The organism is Roseococcus sp. SDR (genome assembly GCF_019083995.1).
Classification (GTDB): domain Bacteria; phylum Pseudomonadota; class Alphaproteobacteria; order Acetobacterales; family Acetobacteraceae; genus Roseococcus.
The window spans coordinates 141,755-163,975 of record NZ_JAHRCU010000010.1 but is presented as its reverse complement, the minus strand read 5'-3'; the positions used below and the strand labels follow the sequence as shown (position 1 = coordinate 163,975).

The window sequence follows — 22,221 nt, the reverse complement described above, 5'->3', positions numbered from 1 at the left end:
TGCAGGCATGCTCCCCATCGCTGTCCTCGGCGCCGGCCTCGCCGGCCTCTCCGCCGCCCAAGCCCTGACCGCCGCGGGCCGCACGGTCCGGCTCTTCGACAAGGGCCGCGCCGCCGGAGGGCGCCTCGCCACACGGCGGATCGAGCATGCGGGGCGGAGCCACCGCTTTGACCATGGCGCGCAGTATCTCCGCGCCGAGCGGTCGGGCTTCGCCGCCCTGCTGGAGGCGGCGCGCACCCTGCCCTGGCCGGACGCGAAGCGCCGCGTGCCGAGCCCCGGCATGTCGGCGCTGGGCCGTCATCTCGCGCATGGGCTCGATCTCCAGGCGAGCCGCCATGCCGGCGCACTGCACCGGACGGAGGCGGGCTGGATGGTGGCGCATTGGGACGCGGCCCTGGTCCGCCCCGGCAAGCCATTGCCCGAGACGCCACCCGAGATGGCGGGCCCCTTTTCCGCCGTGCTCGTCACCTTCCCGGCCGAGCAGGCGCGCGCGATCCTGCCTCGCGATTTCGCGGCACCCCTCGCCCCCATCGAATACGCGCCCTGCTGGACGGTGATGGCGGCCTTTCCGGGGAAGCTCGATCTGCCGGACACGCTGCGCTACCACGGCCCCATCGGCTGGGCGGCGCGGGACAGCGCCAAGCCCGGCCGCGACCGCGCGCAGGAGAATTGGGTGATCCAGGCCGGACCGGAATTCAGCCGCGAGTTCCTCGAAGCGGCGCCCGAAGAGGTGATCGCGCGGCTGCTGGCGGCGCTGCCCGCGCCGCCCCCGCTCTTCGCGGTCGCGCATCGCTGGCGGTATTCGTTGCTGGAGGTGGCCTTGGGTCAGCCCTGCCTGTGGGATGCGTCGCTCGGCCTCGGCTATGCCTCGGATGGCTGCCTCGCGGGCCGGGCGGAATCCGCCTGGGAGAGCGGGCAGGCGCTGGCCGCCCGGGTGCTCGGCGCATGAGCGCGCGCGCGCAACCGGCGCCCCGGCCGGCCCATGCCGATGACCTCGGCGCCGTGCGCGAGGCCGCCTTCGCCCTGCTTGCCGAGGGTGTCACCAACCGCCGCAGCCCCCTGCACACGCCGACACTCGCCAGCATCGGCCTGGACGGCACGCCGCGCGCCCGCACGCTGGTGCTGCGCGGCTTCGACGCCGGCACCCGCACGCTGCGCCTGCACAGCGACCGCCGCAGCGAGAAATTCGCGGAACTGACGCGCGACCCGCGCTGCGCCCTGCACGCCTATGACCCCGTGGCGCAGGTGCAGATCCGCCTCGAGGGCATCGCCTCGCTCCATACCGAGGATGCGGTGGCGGAGGCCGCCTGGCAGGCCAGCCGCAGCTTCAGCCGCATGTGCTACGCGATCGAGCCCGGGCCGGGTGCCGAGATCGCCGCCCCGCTGCCCGCCCCGCAGGACCCGGTGAGCGGGCGCGCGCATTTCGGCACCATCCTGCTGCACGCGCACGCCATGGAGTGGCTCTGGCTCGCCGCCGAGGGGCACCGCCGGGCGCGCCTGGAATGGCTGCCGGGCGGGGAGCGCGCCAGCTGGCTCGTGCCATGAGCCGCCCCACGCCCGCACCCGCGGCGATCGAGGCGGAGATGCTGCGCCGCCTGGACGCGACCGCGAAATCCATCTGCCCCTCCGAGGTGGCGCGCGGCCTGGAGGCGGAGAACTGGCGCCCGCTGATGCATCTGGTGCGCCAGGCGGCGGCGCGGCTTTCCGCGGCGGGCGAGATCGAGATCCTGCGCAAGGGCAAGCCCATCCCGCCCGAGGCGATGCATGGCGTGATCCGCCTGCGCCGGAAGCGGGCCGGCGCTGAAACCCAGGGCGAAGACGAGGCGTGAGCGGCCTGTCCGCGCTGCTGGGCCAGGGCCCGAACGGCCTTGAAGGGCCAAGCCCGGTCGAATTCGCCTCCCTCGTGCCGCCGCCCTCTCCCAATGCCTGCCTCGCGGCCCCCGCCTCGCATCCCGGGCCGAAGCAGGTGGTGGCCCCCACCCTGCCAGGCACGCCCGATGCGGTGTTCGAGCGCCTGCTGGCCCTTGCCAAGGGCTTCCCGCGCACCTGGCAGCTCGCCGCATGGCCGGAGCGGCGGCAGGCGCAATGGGTGGAACGCTCGGCGCTGAACTTCCCCGATATCATCGTGGCCGAATGCGTGGCGACGCCGGAGGGAAGCAGCCTCTTCCTCTATTCGCGCCGCCTGCTGGGCCCCGCGGATTTCGGCGCCAGCCGCCGCCGCGTCGAACGCTGGCTCGGCGCGCTCGAGGCCCTGGCCGCCGAAGCCGCCCCCGAACCGCCGCCCCTGCCGCCCAGCCGCTTCGCCGCGCGCGCCATCGAGGCCGCGCAGGGGCAGCGCGTCCTGCTCGCCTGGGGCGATGCGCGCGAGACGCCCGAGATCACGCTCCGCGCACTCGCCGCGGGCGCCGTCGCGGTGCAGGTGATGTCCGCCGAACGGCCTGACCAAGCCGATGCGCTGCTGCTGGAGGCCGGCCAGCGCCTTGGCCTCACCGCCGAGGCGGAAGCGGTGGTCGAGGCTCGAGCGGCGGCACGCGACCCATTGCCGCCGCCCCTGCATGCGGACCCGGGGGCCTGGCGCGCCTGGTGGATGCGCGGCTCGCTCGATGCGCCGGATCTGCGCGAGCGTCTGCCGGAGGTGGACCTCGTGCTGGACGGCGCCGATCTGGCCCGGCTGGATGGGGATCCGCCGCGCCGCCTGCGGGGCCTCGCCGCCACGGGCGGGCGGCGGCTCATCCTGCGCAGCAGCGTGGTGCCGGCCACACCCGACCTCGCCGCGCTGGGCTTCGATGCCTGGCATGCGGGGGAGCTGGATGCGGCACGCGCCGCGGCGCTGGATGCGGCCCTGCAGGCCCATGGCATCACCCTGCCGCAATTCGCGGCCTTCCCAGGCCGGCTGACGCGCGAGGCCGCAGAGGCCGCCGGTCTCGCCGCCCCCTGGTGGTGGTTCATCGGCGAGGCCGCGCTGGAGGAATGGCTGGGCGAAGCCGGCTGGCGCATCCAGGAGCGCGAACGGGACGGCATCGCGTTCATCGTCACGGCGATCGCCTGATGCGCATCTGCCTGCTGACGCTGGATTTCGTGGGGCCCATCCGCAATGGCGGGATGGGCACGGCCTTCCTGGCACTGGCGGAAACGCTGGTCGCCGCCGGGCACCAGGTCACCATCTGCTACCCTTCCTCCTACACGGAGAACGAGCCGGTCACGCGGTGGCGGCGGCATTACGCGAAGCGCGGCATTGATTTCGTCTCGCTCTTCCTGGAGGGCGGCGAGGCGGAGCTTTCGCTCGGCGCCTATCACTGGCTGAAGACGCGCGACTTCGACGCGATCCATTTCCACGAGATGCGCGGCATCGGCTACTGGATCACGGTCGCCAAGCGCTGCGGCCTCGCCTTCCAGCGGACGCGCCTGATCTGCCAGATCCATAGCCCGACCTTCTGGCACTTCGCCCATTCCGCCCAGTTCATCACCCATAGCGGCGAGCTGGAGACCGACTGGATGGAGCGGCGCAGCGCGGAGGGGGCGGATCTCGTCACCGCGCCGTCGCGCTACATCCTCGACCAGGTGGCGGAGATGGGCTGGAAGCTGCCGCAGGCGGCGGTCATGCCGAACCTGCTGCCGGCGAGCTTCCTCGGCCGCGCGGCAACCGATTTCACGCCGCGCCCGGTGACGGAGCTGGTCTTCTTCGGCCGGCTGGAGGAGCGCAAGGGCCTCGGCCTCTTCTGCGAGGCGGTGACGCGGCTGGTGCGCGCCGGCCAGGCGCCGGCGCGGGTCACCTTCCTCGGCAAGGTCGGGCACATGGCGGGCGTGCACGCGCTCGCCTGGATCGGCGCCGCGGCCGAGGCCTGGCCCATGCCCTGGACGGTGGTGAACGACCTCGATCCGCATGAGGCGCGGGAATATCTGGCGGGGCCCGGGCGGCTGGCGGTCATCGCGTCGCGCATGGAGAACGCACCCTATGTGGTGCTGGAGTGCCTGGCGGCGGGGCTGCCCCTGCTGGCGCCAGATGTCGGCGGCATCGGGGAGCTGGTGGCCGAGGCGGACCGCGCGCGGCTGCTCTATCCGCGCAACCCCACGGCCCTGAGCGCGGCACTGGGCCGCGCGCTGAACGAAGGCGCCGCACCCGGGCGTGCGGCCATCGCGCCCGAGGATGCGGCGCGGCTCTGGCTCGACTGGCATGCGGCGCTGGCGCCGCTGCCCGCGCCGCCCGTGCTGGAGGGCCATCCCCTCGTCTCGGTCTGCATGGCGGCCTTCAATCGGCACGGGCCGCTGGCCCACGCCATCGCCTCCATCGAGGCACAGGATTATCCGCACCTCGAACTCGTCCTGGTGGATGACGCGAGCACGGACCCCGCGGCCCAGCGCTTCCATGAGGCGCTCAGGCCCCGCTTCGCCGCGCGCGGCTGGACGCTGCTGCGCAATGCGGAGAATTCCTGGCAGGGCATCACCCGCCACCGCGCGGTGGAGGCGGCGCGCGGCGAGTTCCTGCTCTTCATGGATGACGACAACGCCGCCTGGCCGGATGAGGTCTCGACCTTCGTCGCCGCCGCGCGCCGTTCGGGCGCCGATGTGCTCACCTGCCAGATGCAGTCCTTCCGCGGTGCCGGCGCGCCGCCGCGCCATCGCAGCGCACGGCCCATCGGCTGGATCCCGACCGGGCCCAACTCGGCACTCGGCGTCTTCCGCAACGGCATGGGCGACGCCAACATGTTCATGCGCCGCAGCGCGTGGGACCGCATGGGCGGCTTCACCCTGGACCGCGCCTATTTCGAGGATTGGGAATTCCTGCAGGCGGCGGCCCTGGCCGGGCTGCACCTCGAATGCCTGCCCGAGATCCTCTACTGCTACCGCATCTGGGAGGGCGCGCAGACGGCGGCGCATGATCCGGATTTCCTCTATCGCAGCTATGCCCGCGCCATGCGCCCGGCGCTGGCCGCCTTGCCCGAGGCGCTTCGCCCGGCCATGCGCCTCGCCCTCGAGAGGGAGCTCGCCGGCATGCAGGCGCGGCGCGAAGCCTATTGGCAGCACGCGCCGCACGTGACCGAGGCCCAGGGCGAGGTCGCGCGGCTGCCGCCCAACAGCGCCGAGGCCATGCTGGCCACCGCCCGCCTCGCGCTGCGGCAGGAGCAGCCGGCCAGTGCCAGGCTGCTGGCAGCGCAGGCGCTGCGCATCGCGCCCGGCCATCCGGGCGCGCTCGATCTTCTCTCCCGCATTCCGGAGCTTCCCGCATGACGGCCATCCGCGAGGCCCTCTCGCTCGCCCTGCCCTATTGGCGGAGCGAGGAACGCTGGGCCGCGCGCGGCCTGCTCGGCATCGTCGTCGGGCTGAACCTCGCGCTGGTCGCGATGTCGGTGATGCTCTCCTACTGGAACCGGGAGTTCTTCAACGCGCTGGAGGCGCGCGACGCCGAGGCCTTCTCGGCCCTGCTCTTCACCTGGAAGGACACCGAGAGCGGCCTGATGCCGGGCTTCGTCTGGATCGCGACGGCCTATATCCTGATCGCGGTCTACGCGATCTACCTGCGCCAGGCGCTGCAGATCCGCTGGCGCCGCTGGACGACGGAGACGCTGCTGGCGGGCTGGCTCGCGGATCGCGTCTATTATCGGATGGCGCTCAGCAGCTACGGCACCGACAACCCGGACCAGCGGCTCTCCGAGGATGCGCGCCTCTTCGTGGATGAGACGCTGGCGCTGGGGCTCGGGCTGATGCGCAGCGTGGTGACGCTCTTCTCCTTCCTGCTGGTGCTCTGGGCGCTCTCGGGGCCGGCGACCCTCTTTGGCATCACCATCCCGGGCTACATGGTCTGGGTCGCCATCCTCTATGCGGCGCTGGGCACCTGGCTCGCGCATCTGATCGGGCGGCGGCTGACGCGGCTGAACTTCAACCAGCAGAAGGTGGAGGCGGATTTCCGCTACGCGCTGGTGCGCTTCCGCGACAGCACGGAAGGGGTGGCGCTGCATCGCGGCGAGGCGGAGGAGCGCGGCGCGCTCGTCACCCGCTTCCGGGCGCTGATGGAGAATTTCTGGGCGCTGATGGTGGCGACCAAGCGCCTGACTTTCTTCACCGCCGGCTATACCCAGGTGGCGACGGTGTTTCCCTTCGTGGTCGCCGCCCCCGCCTTCTTCGCCGGGCGCATCCCGCTGGGCGGGCTGACCCAGACGGCGCAGGCCTTTGGCGAGGTGCAGGGCGCACTTTCCTGGATCGTGGACAATTACGCGAGCCTGACGGAATGGCGCGCGACGGTGACGCGCCTCACCGGCTTCCGCGACGCGCTGGACGCCGCGCGCCTCGCCGCGCGCGAGGGGGAGGGCATGCGCGCGGAGACGGGTGAGCCCGGCCGCATCCGCCTTTCGGGCCTGACGCTGCGCCTGCCCGATGGCCGCGTGCTGCTGGAGGATGCGGCGCTGGAACTGCGCGCGGGCGAGCGCGTGCTGCTCACCGGCGCCTCGGGCAGCGGGAAGTCCACGCTGTTCCGCGCGCTGGCCGGCATCTGGCCCTTCGGCCATGGCCGGCTGGAGACGCCGGAAGGCGGGCGCGCGCTTTTCCTGCCGCAGCGGCCCTATCTGCCGCTCGGCACGCTGCGCCGCGTGCTGTGCTACCCCGCCCCGGCCGATGCCTTTACCGATGAGCAAATCCTGGCCGCGCTGGAGGATGCGGGCCTCTCGCATCTGGCGCCCAAGCTCGATCTGGAGGAGGCCTGGTCCCAGCTCCTCTCGGGCGGCGAGCAGCAGCGGGTCGCGCTGGCCCGCGCCCTGCTGCTGAAGCCCGACTGGCTCTTCCTGGATGAGGCGACGGCGAGCCTCGATCCGGCCGGCGAGCGGCGGCTCTATGAGGTGCTGGCCGAACGCCTGCCGGGGGCGATGATCTTCTCCATCGCGCATCGTCCGGCCGTGGCGGAATACCACAGCCGGCACATCGCCTTCCGGGACGGGGCGCTGGTGGAGCCGCTCAGCGCGGGTTGAGGACGCGGCCGGCCACGGCGTCCAGCTTGGCCAGCATCCGCGGGTCGCGCATCTCGGGTGCCGTGATCAGCGCATGGTCCAGCGCGCGGTCGCAGCCCGCCTCGCAGGGGCCGCGCGGCGCGCCGATGCGGGGGATCAGCGCCTTGACCAGCGCGCGTGCCTTGTCGGCATTGGAGAAGAGGACCTTCACCACCTGGTCCACCGTGACGTGGTCATGGTCCGGGTGCCAGCAGTCGAAATCCGTCACCATGGCGACGGAGGCGTAGCAAAGCTCCGCCTCGCGGGCGAGCTTCGCTTCGGGCATGTTGGTCATGCCGATCACGTCGCAGCCCCATTGGCGATAGAGCAGGCTCTCGGCCTTGGTGCTGAATTGCGGACCTTCCATGACGAGGTAGGTGCCGCCCTTGGTCATCGGCAGGTCGAGCTCCTTGCCGGCCTCGGCGATGGCGTCGGACAGGCGCGGGCAGGTCGGGTGCGCCACGCTGACATGGGCGACGCAGCCCGGGCCGAAGAAGGATTTCTCGCGGGCGAAGGTGCGGTCGATGAACTGGTCCACGATCACGAAATGGCCGGGCGGGTATTGCGGCTGCAGCGAGCCGACCGCCGAGAGCGAGATCACATCGGTGACGCCGCTGCGCTTCAGCGCATCGATATTGGCGCGGAAGTTCAGCGCGGAGGGCGGGTTGGGGTGGCCGCGGCCATGGCGCGGCAGGAAGACGCAGCGCACGCCCCCCAGCGTGCCGAAGAGCAGCTGGTCGGAGGGCGAACCCCAGGGGGTGGGCACATGCCGCCACTCGCGGTCCTGCAGCCCGTCAATGTCATAGAGGCCCGAACCGCCGATCAGGCCGATGACGGGGGTGATGCTGGCGGACATGGGCAGGCGCTCCGGGTGGTGACGGGACGTCCATACCGGCGCCCCGCCTTCCCGCCAACCACCCGGCAGGCGTCAGCCCGTGAAGGTCTCGCGATGCTGGCGCGGCACGAAGCGGCCGGTGCCCGGGCGGGCCAGCACCTTCTGGCCGTCCCAGATGCAATGGCCGCGCAGGAAGGTACCGGCGACCCGGGCCTTCATCGCCATGCCGTCATAGGGCGACCACTTGGCGTCCTCGCGGTCCTGGATGTCGCGCGCGTCGAAGGTGAACTCGCCCTCCTCCATCACCAGCAGGTCGGCGTCGCAGCCGATGCGGATGGCGCCCTTCTTCGGAAAGAGGCCGTGGAACTTCGCCGGGCGCTCGGCGCAGAGGCTCGCCATCAGCGTGGGCGAGAGGCCGCGCTGGCGCAGCAGGGTGAACATGAGCGGCGCGAAGCTCTGCAACCCGGTCAGGCCCGCGCCACAGGCGAAGATGTCGCCCGTATATTCCTTGCGGTGGCGCGGCCAGGGCGCGTGGTCGGTCGAGACATAGGCGACCTTGCCCTCGGCGATGCTGCCCCAGATGCGCTCCACCTCATCCTTCGTGCGGAAGGGCGGGTTGCACTTGCCGAAGCCCTGGAGCCGGACGAGGTCCTCCTCCGTCATGCACAGGTACTGGATGCAGGCCTCGCCCGAGGTCTTGCCGCCCTGCCTGCGGAAGATCTCGGCGAGGTCAAAGCCGCGGGCGAGGGAGGAATGGGCGATATGGACATGGGCGCCGGTCTCCAGCGCCATTTCGAAGATGGCGAGGTCCGCCATGGTCTCGCAGAGCGGCGGGCGGGTGCGGGCATGCATGATCGGGTCGGTGCGGCCGGTGGCTTTCGCCGCGGCGATGGCGCCCTCGACGATCTCCTGATCCTCATTGTGGATGCCCACCATCAGGCCGGTCTTGGCGATCTCGGCGAAGGCCTCGACCATCATGGTGTTGTTGATGCGCGGGAAGCGCACCGCGTCATATTCATAGGTGGAGAGCTTGAAGGAGCAGACGCCGGCCTTGGCGAGGCCCGCGATCTCCTCCACGCCACCATCCTTCCGGATGGTGCCATAGAGCGCCATGTCCACATGGGAGGTGGCGTTCACCACCTGGATCTTCTCGGCGAGGATGCCGGCATCCGTCACCGGGCGCGGCACGTCATAGGGCATGTCCACGCAGGTGGTGACCCCGCCGGCGGCGGCGGACATGGAGGCGCCCTCGATTCCCGGCCAGCCGGTACTGCTGCTGGTGTGCATGTGGCCATCCACGAGGCCCGGGAAGATCAGCTTGCCGCGATGGTCCACCACCTCGGAGGCGGCGGGCGGGCTGCCCTGGCCGATGGCGGCGATCACGCCGCCGGCCACCGCCACGTAGCCGTTCTCCAACATCCCATCAGGCAGCACCAGGCTGCCGCGCACCACCAGATCGAAAGCCATGCTCGCGTCTTCCCCAACCGTGCCGCGATCGAGACGATGCGGCGCGAGGGAAAGCTAGGCGCGGAGGCCGCGCGCGCCAACCCGTTTCAGCCTCAGGCCGGCGTGCAGTTCACCCGCAGGCCATTCCGCAACTCGCTGTCGGAGAGGGGCGGGCCGTTGCGGGTACCCAGTGACACCCGGGTCGGCACGCCGACGGGCAGCTCGGGCGCGATGGAGACGAGAGGCGCATTCGGCGCGGTGAACAGGACATTGACGAAGCGCACAGGCCGGGTGGCGCGGAGGGTGACCACATACTCGAGGATCAGCGATGGCGTCTCGAGCCTCCCCCCGACGATCCGCGTCTCGAAGCCGGCCAGGGCGATCAAGCCGGCCGTGACGCACTCGGGCGGGGGAGGCGCGAACTGCGCCCGCGCCGGCTGGACCGCGAAGACACAGGCGGCAAAGCCAAGGGCGGCGAAGGGGCGAAGCATGGTTCTCTCCTGTCATGCGAGGGCAAAGCATGCCGCTGCGGGAAGCTTCGGGAAAGAAGATCGGCCCGATGCCCGTGATCGGCGCGGCCCATGGACAGAAGCGCGCGCGCGCTTAAGCTGCACCGCACAAGAAACCGCCCGTGCACACGATGAGGAATGCCATGGCTGAACAGATCGAAGTCCGCAAAGGGCTGGTCGGCGTCTATGCCGACGAGTCGAGCGTCTCGAAGGTGATGCCCGAGACCAACAGCCTGACCTATCGCGGCTATGCCGTGCAGGACCTGTGCGAGAACTCCAACTTCATGGACGTCGCCTACCTGCTTTGGAATGGCGAGTTGCCGAATGCCGCCGAGCGCGCCGCCTTCGCCGAGGCTGAGCGCTCGCAGCGCGCCCTCTCGCCCGAGCTGATGCGCGTGCTGGCGGAATTCCCGAAGGAGGCGCATCCGATGGATGCGATTCGCACCGCCGTTTCCTTCATGGGGATGGAAGACCCCGAGACGGCCGACATCAGCGATGCCGCGCAGCGCCGCAAGGCGATCCGCCTGCTGGCGAAGATCCCGACGGCGGTGGCGGCGACGAACCGGCTGAGCAAGGGCCTGGCACCCATCGCGCCGGACGCCTCGCTGCCCTTCTGCGAGAACTTCTTCCACATGGTCTTCGGCCGCGTACCGCAGCCCGAGGTGATCAAGGCCTTCGACGTCTCGATGATCCTCTACGCGGAACACACCTTCAACGCCTCGACCTTTGCCGCGCGCGTCGTCACCTCGACGATGGCGGACCTGCACGGCGCGATCACGGCGGGCATCGCCGCACTCAAGGGCCCGCTGCATGGCGGCGCCAATGAGGCGGTGATGCACATGCTGAAGGAGATCCCCTCGCCGGAGGCCGCGGAGTCCTGGCTGCGCGACCGTTTCGACCACAAGGCGCTGGTGATGGGCTTCGGCCACCGCGTCTACAAGAACGGCGACAGCCGCGTGCCGACGATGAAGAAATACGCCGAGATCATGGCCGACGTCGTGGGCGACAAGCGCTGGATGAACACCTCGGCCGTGCTCGCGCGCGTCATGCTCGCCGAGAAGAACATCCACCCGAACCTCGATTTCCCGGCGGGCCCCGCCTACTACCTGATGGGCTTCGACATCCCGATGTTCACGCCGATCTTCGTGTGCAGCCGCATCACCGGATGGGCCGCGCATGTCTTCGAACAAGGTGCGGACAACCGGCTGATCCGGCCGCTCTCGCTCTACAACGGCGTGGAGCAGCGGCCCGTTCCGGCACGCTGAACGACGCGCGAGAGTGTTAACGCGAAGGGCCGCCCGAGGGATCGGGCGGCCCTTTTCGCAACGTCGCGATGATGCGTGCGGCGCTCTCGATGCATCGTGCGCGATGCACATCACGCGGCGTGCGCGGCGCTGAGCGTGATGCATGCGCGACGCGCGAGCAAAAATTCTCGCCACAAAAGCAGAATGTGTTTGACACGCAACTCGCGCATTCCGATAGCGTTGCGCACGCACGCATTGACGCGCGATTCGTACCTTGCTCGACCGCCGCATATCACGCGAACCACGGAGAGCCAGGCATCGCGATCGCAGAGCAGGGCGAGCGGCGGACGGAAGGGGGAAACCTCGATGAGGTTAGCCGGAACAACATTCCGGCCTCTGCGGGAGGAAGGCGCAAGCCTCCGCCGGGCGATGGGTGATCATGGTGGTCAACCGGGAACCGCGCGGTTGCGCGACTCAGCGCAAGAGCTCCTCACGACGATGATCTTCGCCTGTTCGAACTCTCTGCCATCCGCCGCGGTGCGATGCCGCCGCGGCCAGTAAGTCCAACCCCACCGATGCGCCACGGCGCAAGGAGAGCCTGATGACCGACACGACCGAAACCCCCGACGTCGCGCCACGCGCGCAAGCCATGGCGGTTGCCGCCGGCGCCCGCCGCACCGCGAAGAAGCCCGCCACCGCGCGCGGCCGCGTCGCCGCGAAGAAGCCGGCTGCCAAGAAGGCCGCGCCCGCGAAGAAGGCCGCGCCCAAGAAGGCCGCCGCGAAGAAGCAGGCTGCCAAGAAGGCCGCCCCCGCGAAGAAGGCCGCGCCCAAGAAGGCCGCCGCCAAGAAGCCGGCTGCCAAGAAGGCCGCCCCCGCGAAGAAGGCCGCGCCCAAGAAGGCCGCCGCCAAGAAGCCGGCTGCCAAGAAGGCCGCCCCCGCGAAGAAGGCCGCCCCCGCGAAGAAGCCTGCTGCGAAGAAGGCCGCTCCCGCGAAGGATCCGAAGCGCGCCGAGGCCGCGAAGAAGGCTGCCGCGACCCGCGCCGCCAAGAAGGCCGCCGCCGCTGCTCCGGCTCCGGCCGCTTCCGAGACGCCGTCCTCGTAATCGGACGGACCCTCGGGTCCAAAAAGGAAGGCGCCACCCTCGCGGGTGGCGCCTTTTTCGTGCGGGCCTCAGCGGCCCTGCATCAGCCCCACTTGCCGAAGAAGAAGACTTCACCCGCCGGCTTGCGCATGCGCGGGGCCGTCTCGCGCTGGGCGAGCTGCTCGGGCAGCGCGGAGGCCGGGCCGGGCGTGCCCAGGACCATCGCCGCGATCGGCGCAACATCCTCGGGGATGCTGAAGGCGGCGCGGGCGGCGGCCGCATCGAAGCCCGCCATCTGGTGCAGTTGCAGGCCGAGCGCGGCCGCCTGGATCGCCATGGCACTGCTCGCCTGACCGGCATCGTAATGCGACCACGGGTTGGGCTTGCCGTTGCCGGCCGAGTTCAGCCGCGCGCAGGCGAGCATCAGGACGGGCACCTCACCGATCCAACCCTGGTTGAAGGCGACGAGGCAGGCCTTCAGCTTCTCATAGGCCTCGGCCTCCACGTTCTTGCGCGCGACCAGATACTGCCAGGGCTGCTCGTTATAGGCGGAAGCGGCCCAGCGGCCGGCCTCCAGCACGGAGTGCAGCTGCGCATCCGTCACCGGCGTGGCCAGGTAGCTGCGCGGGCTCCAGCGCGCCGCGATGGCGGGCAGCACGGGGTGCTCGGTGGGGGCGGTGCGATCCATGAAACGTCCTATCCAAAGGTGTTGAGAAGATCATCCACCTGCGCGGGCGTGAGCAGGCGGGGATTGAGCGTGCGGAGCATGAGGGCAAGGCGTGCCGCCTCCTCCAGCTCCTCGGCCGCGTTGACCGCATCGGTCAGCGTGGGGCCTGAGATCACCGGGCCGTGATTGGCGAGCAGCACGGCCTTGGCCGTCTTCGCCGCCGCGTGGATGGCGGGCTCCATCGCCGCATCGCCGGGCCGGTAATAGGGAATGAGGGGAAGCGTGCGCCCCACGCGCATCACGAAATAGGGCGTGAGCGGCGGGATCACCGCCTCCTCCAGGCAGGAGATGGCGGTGGCGTGCGTCGAGTGCAAATGCACCACCGCCCCGGCATCGGGCCGCGCGTCGAGGAAGGCGCGATGCAGGAACACCTCCTTCGTCGGCTTGTCGCCCCCCACATGCCGCCACTCCAGGTCGAGCTTGCTGATGCGCGCGGCATCGAGCCGGCCGAGCGAGGAGTTGGTCGGCGTCATCAGGTAGCCATCGGGCAGGCGCACGCTGATGTTGCCGGCACTGCCCACGCTGAAGCCGCGCGCGAAGAGCGAGGCGCCCAGGCTGACGAGAAGCTGGCGCTGCTCCTCCTCGTGCAGGCTCACGAGAAGGCCTTCAGGAAGAAGTCGCGCGCGCCGAAATTGCCGCTCTTGAGCGCGAGCAGCATCCCCTCGGGCGCAGTGGCCGGCGTGGCATGCGTCCAGGGCACGCCGGGGTCGATCTCGGCACCGATGCGCAGCGCCTCCACGCCGAGGCGCTGCACCACCGCGCCCGAGGTCTCGCCGCCGGCGACGACCAGACGGCGCACGCCGGATGCGACGAGATCGGCGGCGATCCCGGCCAGCGCCTCCTCCACCAGGGCACCCGCCGCATCGCGGCCGAGCTTGGCTTGCAGGGCGGCGACACGCTCCGGCGTGCCGGAGGCGGCGATGACGATGGGGCGCGCGGCGTCGAGCTTGCCCGCCATCCAGTCGCGCGCCTGCCGGATCAGAGCCGAGGCATCGGGTGTCGCGAGCGCATCCAGTTCCAGCGTCGGCACATGGTCGCGCGCGAGGCCGATCTGCCCGAGCGTGGCACGCGAGCAGGAGCCGGCGATGACGGCGCAGGGGCCGCCCACTTCAGGCAGCGTGCCCGCATCGGCGCGCGCGGGCAGCAGGCCGGCGCGGCGGAAATTCTCGGGCAGCCCCATCGCGATGCCCGAGCCGCCGGTGATCAGCGCGTGGTTCGCGCAGGCCTCGCCCAGCGCCATGAGGTGCTGGTCGGTGATGGCATCGGCGATGGCGAAGCGGCGGTTCGCGTCGCGCAGCCGCGTGACTTCGGCGCGGATGGCCGCCGCCCCCTGCTCCACCACCGTGAACGGCAGCAGCCCCACGCTGCCCTCGGTCTGTCGGCCCAGCACGCGCACCAGGTTGGCGTCACGCATCGGCGTCAGCGGATGGTTCTCCATTCCGCTCTCGTTCAGCAGGTTCGCACCCACGAAGAGATGGCCCTGGTAGATGGTGCGGCCATTGGTCGGGAAGGCCGGGCAGGCGATGGCGAAGCCGCCATCCAGGCGCTTCAGCAGCGCTTCCGCCACCGGGCCGATATTGCCGTCATCGGTGCTGTCGAAGGTGGAGCAGTATTTGAAGAGGATCTGCTTGGCACCCGCCGCCAGCAGCGCCTCGCCGGCGGCAAGCGACTGCGCCACCGCATCCGCCGCCGAGATGGTGCGGGACTTGAGCGCGATGATCACCGCATCCGCCTCGGGCAGCGGCCCGGCGGGGACGCCGATCACCTGCACCGCGCGCATGCCCTGGCGGACGAGGGTGCTGGCGAGGTCGGTGGCGCCGGTGAAGTCATCGGCGATGCAGCCCAGAAGCGGCATGGGATTCTCCATTGATCACGCGTGATGTAGGCCGAGCCGCCCCTGCCCGCAAACGGCCCTTGAACCCCGGGCCGCGCAGGGCAACATGACCGGCATGGACAATCCGACACACCATCGGCCGGTGCTGGACATGACGCCCGAGGGCGAGTTCCGGGAAGCGCCGAAGCCCAGCGGCTTCAACCTGCTGCTCGCGCGGATGGGCGGGATCGCGATGCTCGTCGCGCTCGCGGCCGGCGGGCTGCTGCTGGTGGCTGTCGCCATCTTCTTCATCGGGCTTCTGCTGCCCGTCGTCATCGGCGCGGGGACCATCGCCGCCATCTCCCTCTGGTGGCGGCGGCGGCAGATGCGCAAGGCCGGGATCGAGCCCATGCCGATCCGGATCATCGTCCGCCGGCAATAGGGCGCAGGCTAGCCCTTCAGCGCCGCTTCGACCCTGAGCGCCGCGTCCAGGGCGGCGCGGCCCTGGTCGCCATTCGCCTCATGCGGGATGCCGTCCAGAATGGCGGCGATGAAGGCGCTCTGCTCGGCCTCCAGGCTGTCGTAATCGGTCCAGCTCCGGCGGACCAGGCTCCAGCCCGCCATGTGCTCGACGCCCTGGCCGCCATCGGGGGCCAGGAACTCGATGCTGCGGGCCATGAAATCCACCCGCATCTCGCCCTCCGGTCCCAGCGCGCGCAGCTTGCGCTCCAGCCCGACCGCGACCCGGCTTGCCGTCACCTGGGCCTGGGCGCCATTGGCGAAGCGCAGCTGCGCCACCGCCCAGTCGGGCAGGTTGGTCATGACCGCGCCGCCCACGGCCCGCACCTCGGTGAGCGGGGCGGGCACCAGCGAGAGGATCAGGTCCAGGTCATGGATCATCAGGTCGAGCACCACCGAGACATCCAGGCTGCGCGGCCGGAAGGGGGCGACGCGCGTCGCCTCAAGCGACATCAGCCGGCGGCCGGCCAGGTTCTCGCGCAGGGTGCGGATGGCGGCCGAGTGGCGCTCGATCTGGCCGACCATCAGCACGCGCCGCTCTCGGGCGGCGAGGGCGATCAGCGCATCGGCCTCGGCCAGGGTCGCGGTGATCGGCTTTTCGACGAAGACGTGGCGGCCCATGGCCAGCGCCTGCTCGGCGATCCGCGCATGATATAGGGTGGGCGTCGCGATGATCACGGCGTCGCTGGCCGCCATCAGGGCCTCGGCGGTCAGCGCCTGGCAGCCGGCCTCGCCCGCCACCAGGGCGGCGCGGGCCGGGTCCGGGTCATGCAGGCCGGCCAGCGCCGCCCGCGCCGCGCCGCGCAGCTTGAGGGCATGGAAACGGCCGAAATGGCCGGCGCCGAAGACGCCGATCTTGAGGGATTTCATGGCGCTGCACTAACAATTCCCGGCAAGGCTTGCATCCCCCCCTCCCCCTCGTCATGTTCCGGCGGTTTTCAGGTCAGGGCCTCGTCTCGTCATGATGTATTTCGCGCGCTGGAAGACGGCCGCCATTATCCTCGTCTGCCTGCTGGGCACGCTGGTCAGCCTGCCCAACCTGCTGCCCCGCGCCGCCTTCCCCGAATGGGTGCCGGTGCGGCAGATCTCGCTCGGCCTGGATCTGCGCGGTGGCTCCTACCTGCTGCTGGAGGTGGACACCTCCGTCCTGCTGCGCGAGCGCCTGGAGGGCCTGGTCGAGGGCACGCGCCGCGGCATGACGCAGGCCAATCCGCGCATTTCCTACACCGGCCTCTCCGCCCAGCCTGACCAGCGCCGCATGTCGCTGCGCATCACCGAAGCGAGCCAGCGTGACGCGGCGCTTCGCGTGGTGCGCGAGTTGGCCAATGCCGTGAATGTCGGCGGCGGCGCGCAACAGCCCGACATCGAGGTGGCGATCAACGCGGAAGGCCTGCTGACGGCCACCGTCACCGAGGCCGGGCTGCGCGCCAAGGCGACCAGCGCGGTGGAGCAGTCCATCGAGATCGTCCGCCGCCGCATCGACGAGACGGGCGTGGTGGAAGCAACGATCGTCCGGCAGGGCTTGAACCGCATCCTGGTGCAGCTCCCCGGCGTCGAGGACCCCGACCGCATCAAGAACCTCTTGGGCCGTACCGCGCGGATGACCTTCCATCTGCTGGATGAGGCGGTGAACACCCAGGCCGCGACGCCCCCGCCCGGGATCATGTTCCTGCCCGGCGAGCGCGCGGGCGAGCGCTATCCGGTGCGCCGCCGCGTCGAGGTGGATGGCGCGAACCTGACCGATGCCCGCGCCAGCCAGGACAGCCGGACCGGCGAATGGGTGGTGAACTTCACCTTCGATTCGGTCGGCACCCGGCGCTTCAGCGAGATCACCCGTGCCAATGTCGGCCGCCCCTTCGCCATCGTCCTGGATGAGAAGGTGATCACGGCCCCCAACATCCGCGAGCCCATCACCGGCGGCCGCGGGCAGATCTCCGGCAACTTCACTGTCCGCTCGGCCAATGACCTGGCCGTGCTGCTGCGCGCCGGCGCCCTGCCCGCGCCACTGACGGTGGTGGAGGAACGGACCGTAGGGCCCGAGCTGGGGGCGGATGCCATCCGGGCCGGCATCATCAGCCTGGCCGTCGGTGTCGCTTTCGTCTTCCTCTACATGGGCTTCGCCTACGGGCTGTTCGGCTGGTTCGCCAATGTGGCGCTGGCCATCAACATCATCCTGCTGATTGCGTGTCTTTCGCTGCTGGAAGCGACGCTGACGCTGCCCGGCATCGCCGGCATCGTCCTGACATTGGGCACCGCGCTGGATGCGAACATCCTCATCAATGAGCGCATCCGTGAAGAGGTGAAGAATGGAAGGTCACCGATCAACGCGCTGGAGATCGGCTACACCAAGGCCTCGGGGACGATTCTCGACTCGAACCTGACCAACCTCATCGCCATGGCCTGCCTTTACGGCTTCGGCTCAGGCCCGGTGAAGGGCTTCGCCGTCACGGTCGCCATCGGCACCATCGTGCAGATGTGGACGGCGACGGTCGTCACCCGCCTGCTGGTTGTCTGGTGGTACCGCTGGCGCCGGCCGAAGGAGCTGCCGGTGCTCGAGAAGCCCGGTCTGAGCTTCTTCCAGCGCCTGGCGCGGCCGCTCTTCCGGCTCTGCCCGGATGTGACGAAGATCCCCTTCATGCGCGGCGCCGTCGCGGGCCTCGTCGTCTCGGGCGTGCTCTCCACCGCCTCGGTGATCGGCGCCTTCTATCCGGGCCTGGAGAAGGGCATCGACTTCAAGGGCGGTATCGTGATGGAGGTGCGGACCCAGGGGCCCGCCAATATCAACGCGCTGCGGGCAGCAACCGCGACGCTGGGCGTCGGCGATGTCGGCCTGCAGCAATTCGGTGATGAGAGCACGCTGCTCATCCGCGTGCCCGCGCCCGCGCAGGAGGCGCAGACGCAGCAGGTGGTGAGCACGGTGCGCGGCGCGCTGGAGGCAGCGGCCCCCGGCATCCGCATCATGCGGGTGGAGGCGGTGGGCAACCGCGTCTCGGATGAGCTGTTCCGAGGTGGCCTGACGGCGCTCGGCCTCAGCCTCATCGCCATGCTCATCTATATCTGGGTGCGCTTCGAATGGCAGTTCGGCGTCGCCGCCATCAGCACGCTGCTGCTCGACACCACCAAGACCATCGGCTTCATGGTCCTGTTCCAGATCGAGTTCAACCTGACGACGATCGCGGCCATCCTGACCGTCATCGGCTTCAGCGCGAACGACAAGGTCGTGGTGTTCGACCGCATGCGCGAAAATCTGCGCAAATTCAAGACGATGCCCCTGCAGGAGCTGACCGACCTTTCGATCAACGAAACGCTGAACCGCAGCCTCGGCACCTCGGTGACACTGCTGCTCTCGGCCCTGCCGCTGGCGCTCTTCGGCGGCGATACGCTGGCCGGCTTCGCCTGGGTGATGGTGTTCGGCATCTTCATCTCGGCCTCCTCCTCGGTCTTCATCGCGGCCCCGATCGTGCTGTTCAGCGGGCGCAACTCGCTGCGGCGGGGCGAGCTGGAGCCGGTGGCGCCGAAGGGGCAGACCGCGATCCGGTGAATCGTCTTGGCGTGCCGGCACCCGCGCCGGCATACTGAGGCATGATCCTGTTGGCCCTGTTTCTGGTCCTGGCGCTGCCGGCGGCCGCACAGCCAGGTGGGCCGGCCGTGCGGGAAGCAGCCGCCGCCTGGGTGCGCGCCCAGCCCGGCCCAGGCCCCCAGGCCCCGCCCTATGCCGGCTGGAGCCAGGAGCGCGCCGAGGCCATGCGCGGCCTGAACCGCCGCTTCTGCGGCAATCTGCGCCTGAGCCTTCCCGGCCCCGCCTTCCCCTTCGCGGATGACGCAAGCTGCGTCGCGCGGCAGGAGGCGTTGCTGCCGCGCCTCTGCGACGAGGCCGGCGCCTCCCGCGCGCGCCCACAAAGCGCCTGCTTCGCCGCGGTGAATCGCGACATGCGCGAGGGGCTCAACCGGCTGGCGGCCCTGGCGGAAGCGGCAGCCCCCCGCCACGCCACACATCCGCTCCCCCTGCCGCCCAGGCCCGGCCCCGCCCCCCCGCGGGACATCCCCGCGACCGAAATCTTCGCGGCCAACCAGGCTTCCACCTGGCGCGTGATCGTCGAGGCGGGCATTCCCGGGCGCGGCCCGGTCCAGGGCTCGGCGGTGGCGGTGGGGCCACGCCATGTGCTGACCAATTGCCATGTCGTCCGCGCCGGCGCCGCGATCCGCCTGGTGCGAGGGCGCGACTCGCTGCCCGCGAGCGTCTCGGCGATGGACCTGGAAGGGGATCGCTGCGTGCTTCAGACCGAGGCGGACCGCCTGACGCCGATCCGCCATCTCCGCCCGCATGGCGATCTGCGCGTGGGTGAGAGGATCTACGCCATCGGCGCCCCCTTGGGGCTGGAGCTGACGCTGACCGAGGGCATTCTCTCGGCTTTGCGCAGCCGGGGTGGGATTGCGCTGGTGCAGAGTTCGGCCACGGTGGCCCCAGGTTCCAGCGGCGGGGGGCTCTATGACGCCCGGGGCAATCTGATCGGCATCACGACCTTCGGCGTCGGCCGCCAGGGCGGACTTGAATTTGCCATAGCCCCGGAGGGATTCTGGACCATCCCATTGCTTGTGGCAGCTCGCTGAACATCGGATCCCGACGGGCCGCCGGCGACCGTCTTGGATTTTGGGGCGGAATGGGCTAGTCTCAATTTTAAGTTAATTGGGCCTGATTTTTGACGAAAATTGAGACAGGCGAGACGGCGGCAGCAATGCGTTCCGCCCCCCAGGCGCGCTCCCCGGCGCGCGTGCTGGTCATTGCCTGCGACCCTGGCCTGATCGAGGCCAGCCGCCTGGCCGTCGCCGCTCTGGGCGGCCACCCTCCGCTCGTGCTGAGCACCGAGCGTGAGGTGCTGCGCGCCGTGGTCACCAGCGTGAGCGGTTTCAGCCACCTCATCCTCGAGGATGGCGAGCTGCCGATCGAGCAATCCCTGGTGGATGCCATGGCCGAGGCCTCGCCCGCCGCCGTCATCTCTCTGCTGACGCCGGAGGCCGCCCTCTCCGAAGACGGCGCCTTCCTGCGCGGGCTGCTGGGCGGCACGCGGCATCTGGCGCATGACGCGAACCGGGCGAGCCGCAATTCCAATCGCCTCCAGGCCGGGCTGCAGGGCAACAGCCTGTTGCTGCGCTACCAGCCCATCATCCATGTCCGCACGCGCCGCCTCGTCCTCGTCGAGGCGCTGGCGCGCTGGCGAAGCGAGCCGGTGGCGCTGACGCCGGTGAACTTCATCCCGGCCATGGAACAGATGGGCCTCTCCCGCCCGCTGGCCGCGGCGGTGACGCGCATCGCGGCGCGCGACATGTCCCGCCTGCCTGCCCGGCTTGGCATTCCTGTCTCGGTGAACCTGCCCGCACCGGAGCTCGACAAGCGTGACGTGGTGGCCTGGCTCGGCCATCAGCTCAGCCGCACGCGCTTCCCCCGCCGCCGGCTGATGATCGAGCTGACCGAAACGGCGCCCGTGCGCGATCTCTCGCGCATGGCGCGGACGCTGCGGCGGCTGAAGGCGGCCGGCCATGGCGTGCTGATGGATGACTACCTGCTGGATGATCCGCGCCAGCGGCTGCTGCGACTGGATTTCGCCGGCATCAAGCTCGATCGCTCGCTGGTGCAGTCGCTGCCGAAATCGGCCCGGGCGCGGAACCAGGTGCACCGCATGGCCAAGCGCGGCCTGACCATGACGGCGGAGGGCGTCTCCACCCCTGCCCTGTTGCGGACCCTGCGCTTCCTCGGCGTGGCGCGCGCGCAGGGCTTCTTGATGGGCCGGCCGCTGCCGGTGGTGGCCCTGCCGGCCTGGAACCAGCGCTGGCGCAGCGCGGAGGGGCTGGCGCCCCCGCGGAAGCCTCAGGCGCCGAAGCCTCAGGCGCCGAAGGCCTCGACGTAGAGTTCCATGATCTGCGCCGCATCGGGCACGCGCGGGTTGTTGCCCGGGCTGCCCGAGGCCAGCGCCTGCTCGGCCATCACCGGCAGAAGCGCGTTCCACTTCGCCTGCGGAATGCCATAGGCGGCGGGGCTCGGCACCTCCAGCTCGCGGTTCAGGGCGCGCAATTCCTCCATGAGTTTGGCACCCGCCACCTGATCCGCGTCGCCGGGCGCCGCGCAGCCGATGCAGCGCGCGGCCTCGGCATAGCGCGGCAGGGCGTGGTTCAGGCCGAAGCCGGTCACGGCGGGCAGCAGCATGGCGTTGGAGAGGCCGTGCGGCACGTGGAAATGCGCGCCGATGGGGCGCGACATGCCATGGATCAGGGCCACGCTCGCATTGCTGAAGGCCAGGCCGGCCAGCGTGGCACCCAGCATCATCGCCTCCCGCGCCGCGTCATCGGCGGGGTCGGTGTAGACCCGGCGCAGATGCGGGCCGATCAGGCGCATCGCGCGCTCGGCATACATGTCCGACACGCTGTTCGCCCGCTTGCTGACATAGGCCTCCAGCGCGTGGGTCAGGCTGTCGATGCCGGTATCCGCCTTGGTGCGGGCGGGGACGGTGCGCGTCAGTTCATGGTCCACGATGGCGGCGAGCGGCAGCGCGCCGAGGCCCGCGATCAGCATCTTCTCGTCCCGCGCCACATCGGTGATGACGGTGAAGCGCGTCGCCTCGCTGCCCGTGCCCGCGGTGGTGGGGATGCAGATGACGGGGAGCGCCGCATGGTCGGCCGCGACAGGGACCTTGAAGGCGGACATGGGCGTGCCGGCGGGGGCGGCGGCGAGGATCGCCATGGCCTTGGCCGTGTCCATCGGGCTGCCGCCGCCGAAGCCGATCAGCACGTCAAAATCACCGGACTGGAGCACCGCCACGCCGGCCGCGATCACCGTATCGGTCGGATCAGGGACCGTCTCGTGGAAGACGCCGGGCGCGAAGCCCGCGGCGCGCATGGGCTCCAGGCATTTCTCGACCGTGCCGCTGCTCTGCATCCAGGGGTCGGTGACGACCAGCGGGCGCGAGAAGCCGAGTTGCTTCAGGAGTTCGCCGAGGCGGGAGAGGCTGCCCCCGCCGATGATCATGTGCCGTGGGGCGAAGATGTTCTGGGTCATGGCGCGAGGTTACGCGCGC

At 70.5% G+C, this 22,221-nt stretch carries 20 protein-coding genes; 12 read left to right on the top strand and 8 right to left on the bottom strand.

What is annotated here, in order from left to right; all coding sequences use genetic code 11:
- Window positions 1-7 precede the first annotated feature (7 nt).
- From KTR66_RS13405 to KTR66_RS13380, 6 genes are read left to right on the top strand one after another with little or no spacing between them, the layout of a single operon-like run.
- Window positions 8-949, top strand: coding sequence for an NAD(P)/FAD-dependent oxidoreductase (locus KTR66_RS13405; protein WP_213613138.1), 942 nt, complete (start codon window positions 8-10; stop codon window positions 947-949).
- On the top strand, window positions 946-1,545 hold the full coding sequence (locus KTR66_RS13400) for a pyridoxamine 5'-phosphate oxidase family protein (protein WP_213613136.1): 600 nt from the start codon (window positions 946-948) through the stop codon (window positions 1,543-1,545). Before KTR66_RS13405 ends, KTR66_RS13400 begins: the two co-directional genes overlap by 4 nt.
- The gene (locus KTR66_RS13395) at window positions 1,542-1,829 is read left to right on the top strand and encodes a DUF3253 domain-containing protein (protein ID WP_213613134.1); all 288 of its coding nucleotides are present in this window, start codon (window positions 1,542-1,544) and stop codon (window positions 1,827-1,829) included. Before KTR66_RS13400 ends, KTR66_RS13395 begins: the two co-directional genes overlap by 4 nt.
- On the top strand, window positions 1,826-3,049 hold the full coding sequence (locus KTR66_RS13390) for a DUF1499 domain-containing protein (protein ID WP_213613133.1): 1,224 nt from the start codon (window positions 1,826-1,828) through the stop codon (window positions 3,047-3,049). The genes KTR66_RS13395 and KTR66_RS13390 overlap by 4 nt, the downstream gene beginning before the upstream one ends.
- A complete protein-coding gene (locus tag KTR66_RS25190; RefSeq protein WP_213613131.1) occupies window positions 3,049-5,229 on the top strand; it encodes a glycosyltransferase in 2,181 nt (726 codons plus the stop codon). Before KTR66_RS13390 ends, KTR66_RS25190 begins: the two co-directional genes overlap by 1 nt.
- Entirely contained in the window at window positions 5,226-6,959 is a 1,734-nt protein-coding gene (locus KTR66_RS13380) for an ABC transporter ATP-binding protein/permease (RefSeq protein WP_213613129.1), read from the top strand. The genes KTR66_RS25190 and KTR66_RS13380 overlap by 4 nt, the downstream gene beginning before the upstream one ends.
- Here KTR66_RS13380 and KTR66_RS13375 read toward each other — a convergent pair.
- The 3 genes from KTR66_RS13375 to KTR66_RS13365 form a co-directional block, all read right to left on the bottom strand.
- Window positions 6,946-7,833 (bottom strand): S-methyl-5'-thioadenosine phosphorylase, encoded by an 888-nt coding sequence (locus KTR66_RS13375; protein WP_213613127.1) that lies wholly within the window; start codon window positions 7,831-7,833, stop codon window positions 6,946-6,948. The two genes, KTR66_RS13380 and KTR66_RS13375, sit on opposite strands and share 14 nt — an antisense overlap.
- A gap of 72 nt (window positions 7,834-7,905) precedes the next feature.
- Complete coding sequence (locus tag KTR66_RS13370; RefSeq protein ID WP_213613125.1) at window positions 7,906-9,279, bottom strand: dihydroorotase family protein; 1,374 nt, start codon at window positions 9,277-9,279, stop codon at window positions 7,906-7,908.
- A gap of 92 nt (window positions 9,280-9,371) precedes the next feature.
- Entirely contained in the window at window positions 9,372-9,749 is a 378-nt protein-coding gene (locus tag KTR66_RS13365; protein ID WP_213613123.1) for a hypothetical protein, read from the bottom strand.
- Window positions 9,750-9,910: 161 nt separating this feature from the next.
- Between KTR66_RS13365 and KTR66_RS13360 the strand changes: the two genes are divergently transcribed.
- Together KTR66_RS13360 and KTR66_RS13355 are read left to right on the top strand one after the other, a co-directional pair.
- On the top strand, window positions 9,911-11,032 hold the full coding sequence (locus KTR66_RS13360; RefSeq protein ID WP_213613121.1) for a bifunctional 2-methylcitrate synthase/citrate synthase: 1,122 nt from the start codon (window positions 9,911-9,913) through the stop codon (window positions 11,030-11,032).
- A gap of 580 nt (window positions 11,033-11,612) precedes the next feature.
- Complete coding sequence (locus KTR66_RS13355; protein ID WP_213613120.1) at window positions 11,613-12,113, top strand: hypothetical protein; 501 nt, start codon at window positions 11,613-11,615, stop codon at window positions 12,111-12,113.
- An 82-nt stretch (window positions 12,114-12,195) separates the two neighbouring features.
- On the opposite strand, the gene KTR66_RS13350 is transcribed toward KTR66_RS13355, so the two are convergent.
- Genes KTR66_RS13350 through otnK form a run of 3 tightly spaced genes read right to left on the bottom strand, consistent with a single transcriptional unit; the run spans window position 12,196 to window position 14,674 of the window.
- Window positions 12,196-12,780, bottom strand: coding sequence for a nitroreductase family protein (locus tag KTR66_RS13350; RefSeq protein WP_213613118.1), 585 nt, complete (start codon window positions 12,778-12,780; stop codon window positions 12,196-12,198).
- An 8-nt stretch (window positions 12,781-12,788) separates the two neighbouring features.
- A complete protein-coding gene (locus tag KTR66_RS13345) occupies window positions 12,789-13,409 on the bottom strand; it encodes an aldolase (protein ID WP_213613172.1) in 621 nt (206 codons plus the stop codon).
- Window positions 13,410-13,411: 2 nt separating this feature from the next.
- A complete protein-coding gene (otnK, locus tag KTR66_RS13340; protein WP_213613116.1) occupies window positions 13,412-14,674 on the bottom strand; it encodes a 3-oxo-tetronate kinase in 1,263 nt (420 codons plus the stop codon).
- 85 nt (window positions 14,675-14,759) lie between these two features.
- On the opposite strand from otnK, the gene KTR66_RS13335 reads away from it, so the two are divergent.
- A complete protein-coding gene (locus KTR66_RS13335) occupies window positions 14,760-15,074 on the top strand; it encodes a hypothetical protein (RefSeq protein ID WP_249732095.1) in 315 nt (104 codons plus the stop codon).
- 8 nt (window positions 15,075-15,082) lie between these two features.
- On the opposite strand, the gene KTR66_RS13330 is transcribed toward KTR66_RS13335, so the two are convergent.
- Window positions 15,083-16,021, bottom strand: coding sequence for a Gfo/Idh/MocA family protein (locus KTR66_RS13330; protein ID WP_213613114.1), 939 nt, complete (start codon window positions 16,019-16,021; stop codon window positions 15,083-15,085).
- 91 nt (window positions 16,022-16,112) lie between these two features.
- On the opposite strand from KTR66_RS13330, the gene secD reads away from it, so the two are divergent.
- The 3 genes from secD to KTR66_RS13315 all read left to right on the top strand — a co-directional run bounded on the left by secD (window position 16,113) and on the right by KTR66_RS13315 (window position 21,057).
- Window positions 16,113-18,692 (top strand): protein translocase subunit SecD, encoded by a 2,580-nt coding sequence (gene secD / locus KTR66_RS13325; RefSeq protein ID WP_213613112.1) that lies wholly within the window; start codon window positions 16,113-16,115, stop codon window positions 18,690-18,692.
- Window positions 18,693-18,733: 41 nt separating this feature from the next.
- Window positions 18,734-19,762, top strand: a complete 1,029-nt coding sequence (locus KTR66_RS13320; RefSeq protein WP_213613110.1) for a S1C family serine protease — start codon at window positions 18,734-18,736, stop codon at window positions 19,760-19,762.
- Between the two features lie 125 nt (window positions 19,763-19,887).
- Window positions 19,888-21,057 (top strand): EAL domain-containing protein, encoded by a 1,170-nt coding sequence (locus tag KTR66_RS13315; RefSeq protein ID WP_213613108.1) that lies wholly within the window; start codon window positions 19,888-19,890, stop codon window positions 21,055-21,057.
- Here the strand turns inward: KTR66_RS13315 and KTR66_RS13310 are convergent.
- On the bottom strand, window positions 21,033-22,202 hold the full coding sequence (locus tag KTR66_RS13310; protein ID WP_213613106.1) for an iron-containing alcohol dehydrogenase: 1,170 nt from the start codon (window positions 22,200-22,202) through the stop codon (window positions 21,033-21,035). The genes KTR66_RS13315 and KTR66_RS13310 overlap by 25 nt on opposite strands.
- Window positions 22,203-22,221 lie beyond the last annotated feature (19 nt).

Coding starts and splice junctions, on each gene's coding strand:
- KTR66_RS13405 (WP_213613138.1), top strand. CDS start 8: ATGCTCCCCATCGCTGTCCTCGGCGCCGGCCTCGCCGGCCTCTCCGCC.
- KTR66_RS13400 (WP_213613136.1), top strand. CDS start 946: ATGAGCGCGCGCGCGCAACCGGCGCCCCGGCCGGCCCATGCCGATGAC.
- KTR66_RS13395 (WP_213613134.1), top strand. CDS start 1,542: ATGAGCCGCCCCACGCCCGCACCCGCGGCGATCGAGGCGGAGATGCTG.
- KTR66_RS25190 (WP_213613131.1), top strand. CDS start 3,049: ATGCGCATCTGCCTGCTGACGCTGGATTTCGTGGGGCCCATCCGCAAT.
- KTR66_RS13380 (WP_213613129.1), top strand. CDS start 5,226: ATGACGGCCATCCGCGAGGCCCTCTCGCTCGCCCTGCCCTATTGGCGG.
- KTR66_RS13375 (WP_213613127.1), bottom strand. CDS start 7,833: ATGTCCGCCAGCATCACCCCCGTCATCGGCCTGATCGGCGGTTCGGGC.
- KTR66_RS13370 (WP_213613125.1), bottom strand. CDS start 9,279: ATGGCTTTCGATCTGGTGGTGCGCGGCAGCCTGGTGCTGCCTGATGGG.
- KTR66_RS13365 (WP_213613123.1), bottom strand. CDS start 9,749: ATGCTTCGCCCCTTCGCCGCCCTTGGCTTTGCCGCCTGTGTCTTCGCG.
- KTR66_RS13360 (WP_213613121.1), top strand. CDS start 9,911: ATGGCTGAACAGATCGAAGTCCGCAAAGGGCTGGTCGGCGTCTATGCC.
- KTR66_RS13355 (WP_213613120.1), top strand. CDS start 11,613: ATGACCGACACGACCGAAACCCCCGACGTCGCGCCACGCGCGCAAGCC.
- KTR66_RS13350 (WP_213613118.1), bottom strand. CDS start 12,780: ATGGATCGCACCGCCCCCACCGAGCACCCCGTGCTGCCCGCCATCGCG.
- otnK (WP_213613116.1), bottom strand. CDS start 14,674: ATGCCGCTTCTGGGCTGCATCGCCGATGACTTCACCGGCGCCACCGAC.
- KTR66_RS13335 (WP_249732095.1), top strand. CDS start 14,760: ATGACCGGCATGGACAATCCGACACACCATCGGCCGGTGCTGGACATG.
- KTR66_RS13330 (WP_213613114.1), bottom strand. CDS start 16,021: ATGAAATCCCTCAAGATCGGCGTCTTCGGCGCCGGCCATTTCGGCCGT.
- secD (WP_213613112.1), top strand. CDS start 16,113: ATGATGTATTTCGCGCGCTGGAAGACGGCCGCCATTATCCTCGTCTGC.
- KTR66_RS13320 (WP_213613110.1), top strand. CDS start 18,734: ATGATCCTGTTGGCCCTGTTTCTGGTCCTGGCGCTGCCGGCGGCCGCA.
- KTR66_RS13315 (WP_213613108.1), top strand. CDS start 19,888: ATGCGTTCCGCCCCCCAGGCGCGCTCCCCGGCGCGCGTGCTGGTCATT.
- KTR66_RS13310 (WP_213613106.1), bottom strand. CDS start 22,202: ATGACCCAGAACATCTTCGCCCCACGGCACATGATCATCGGCGGGGGC.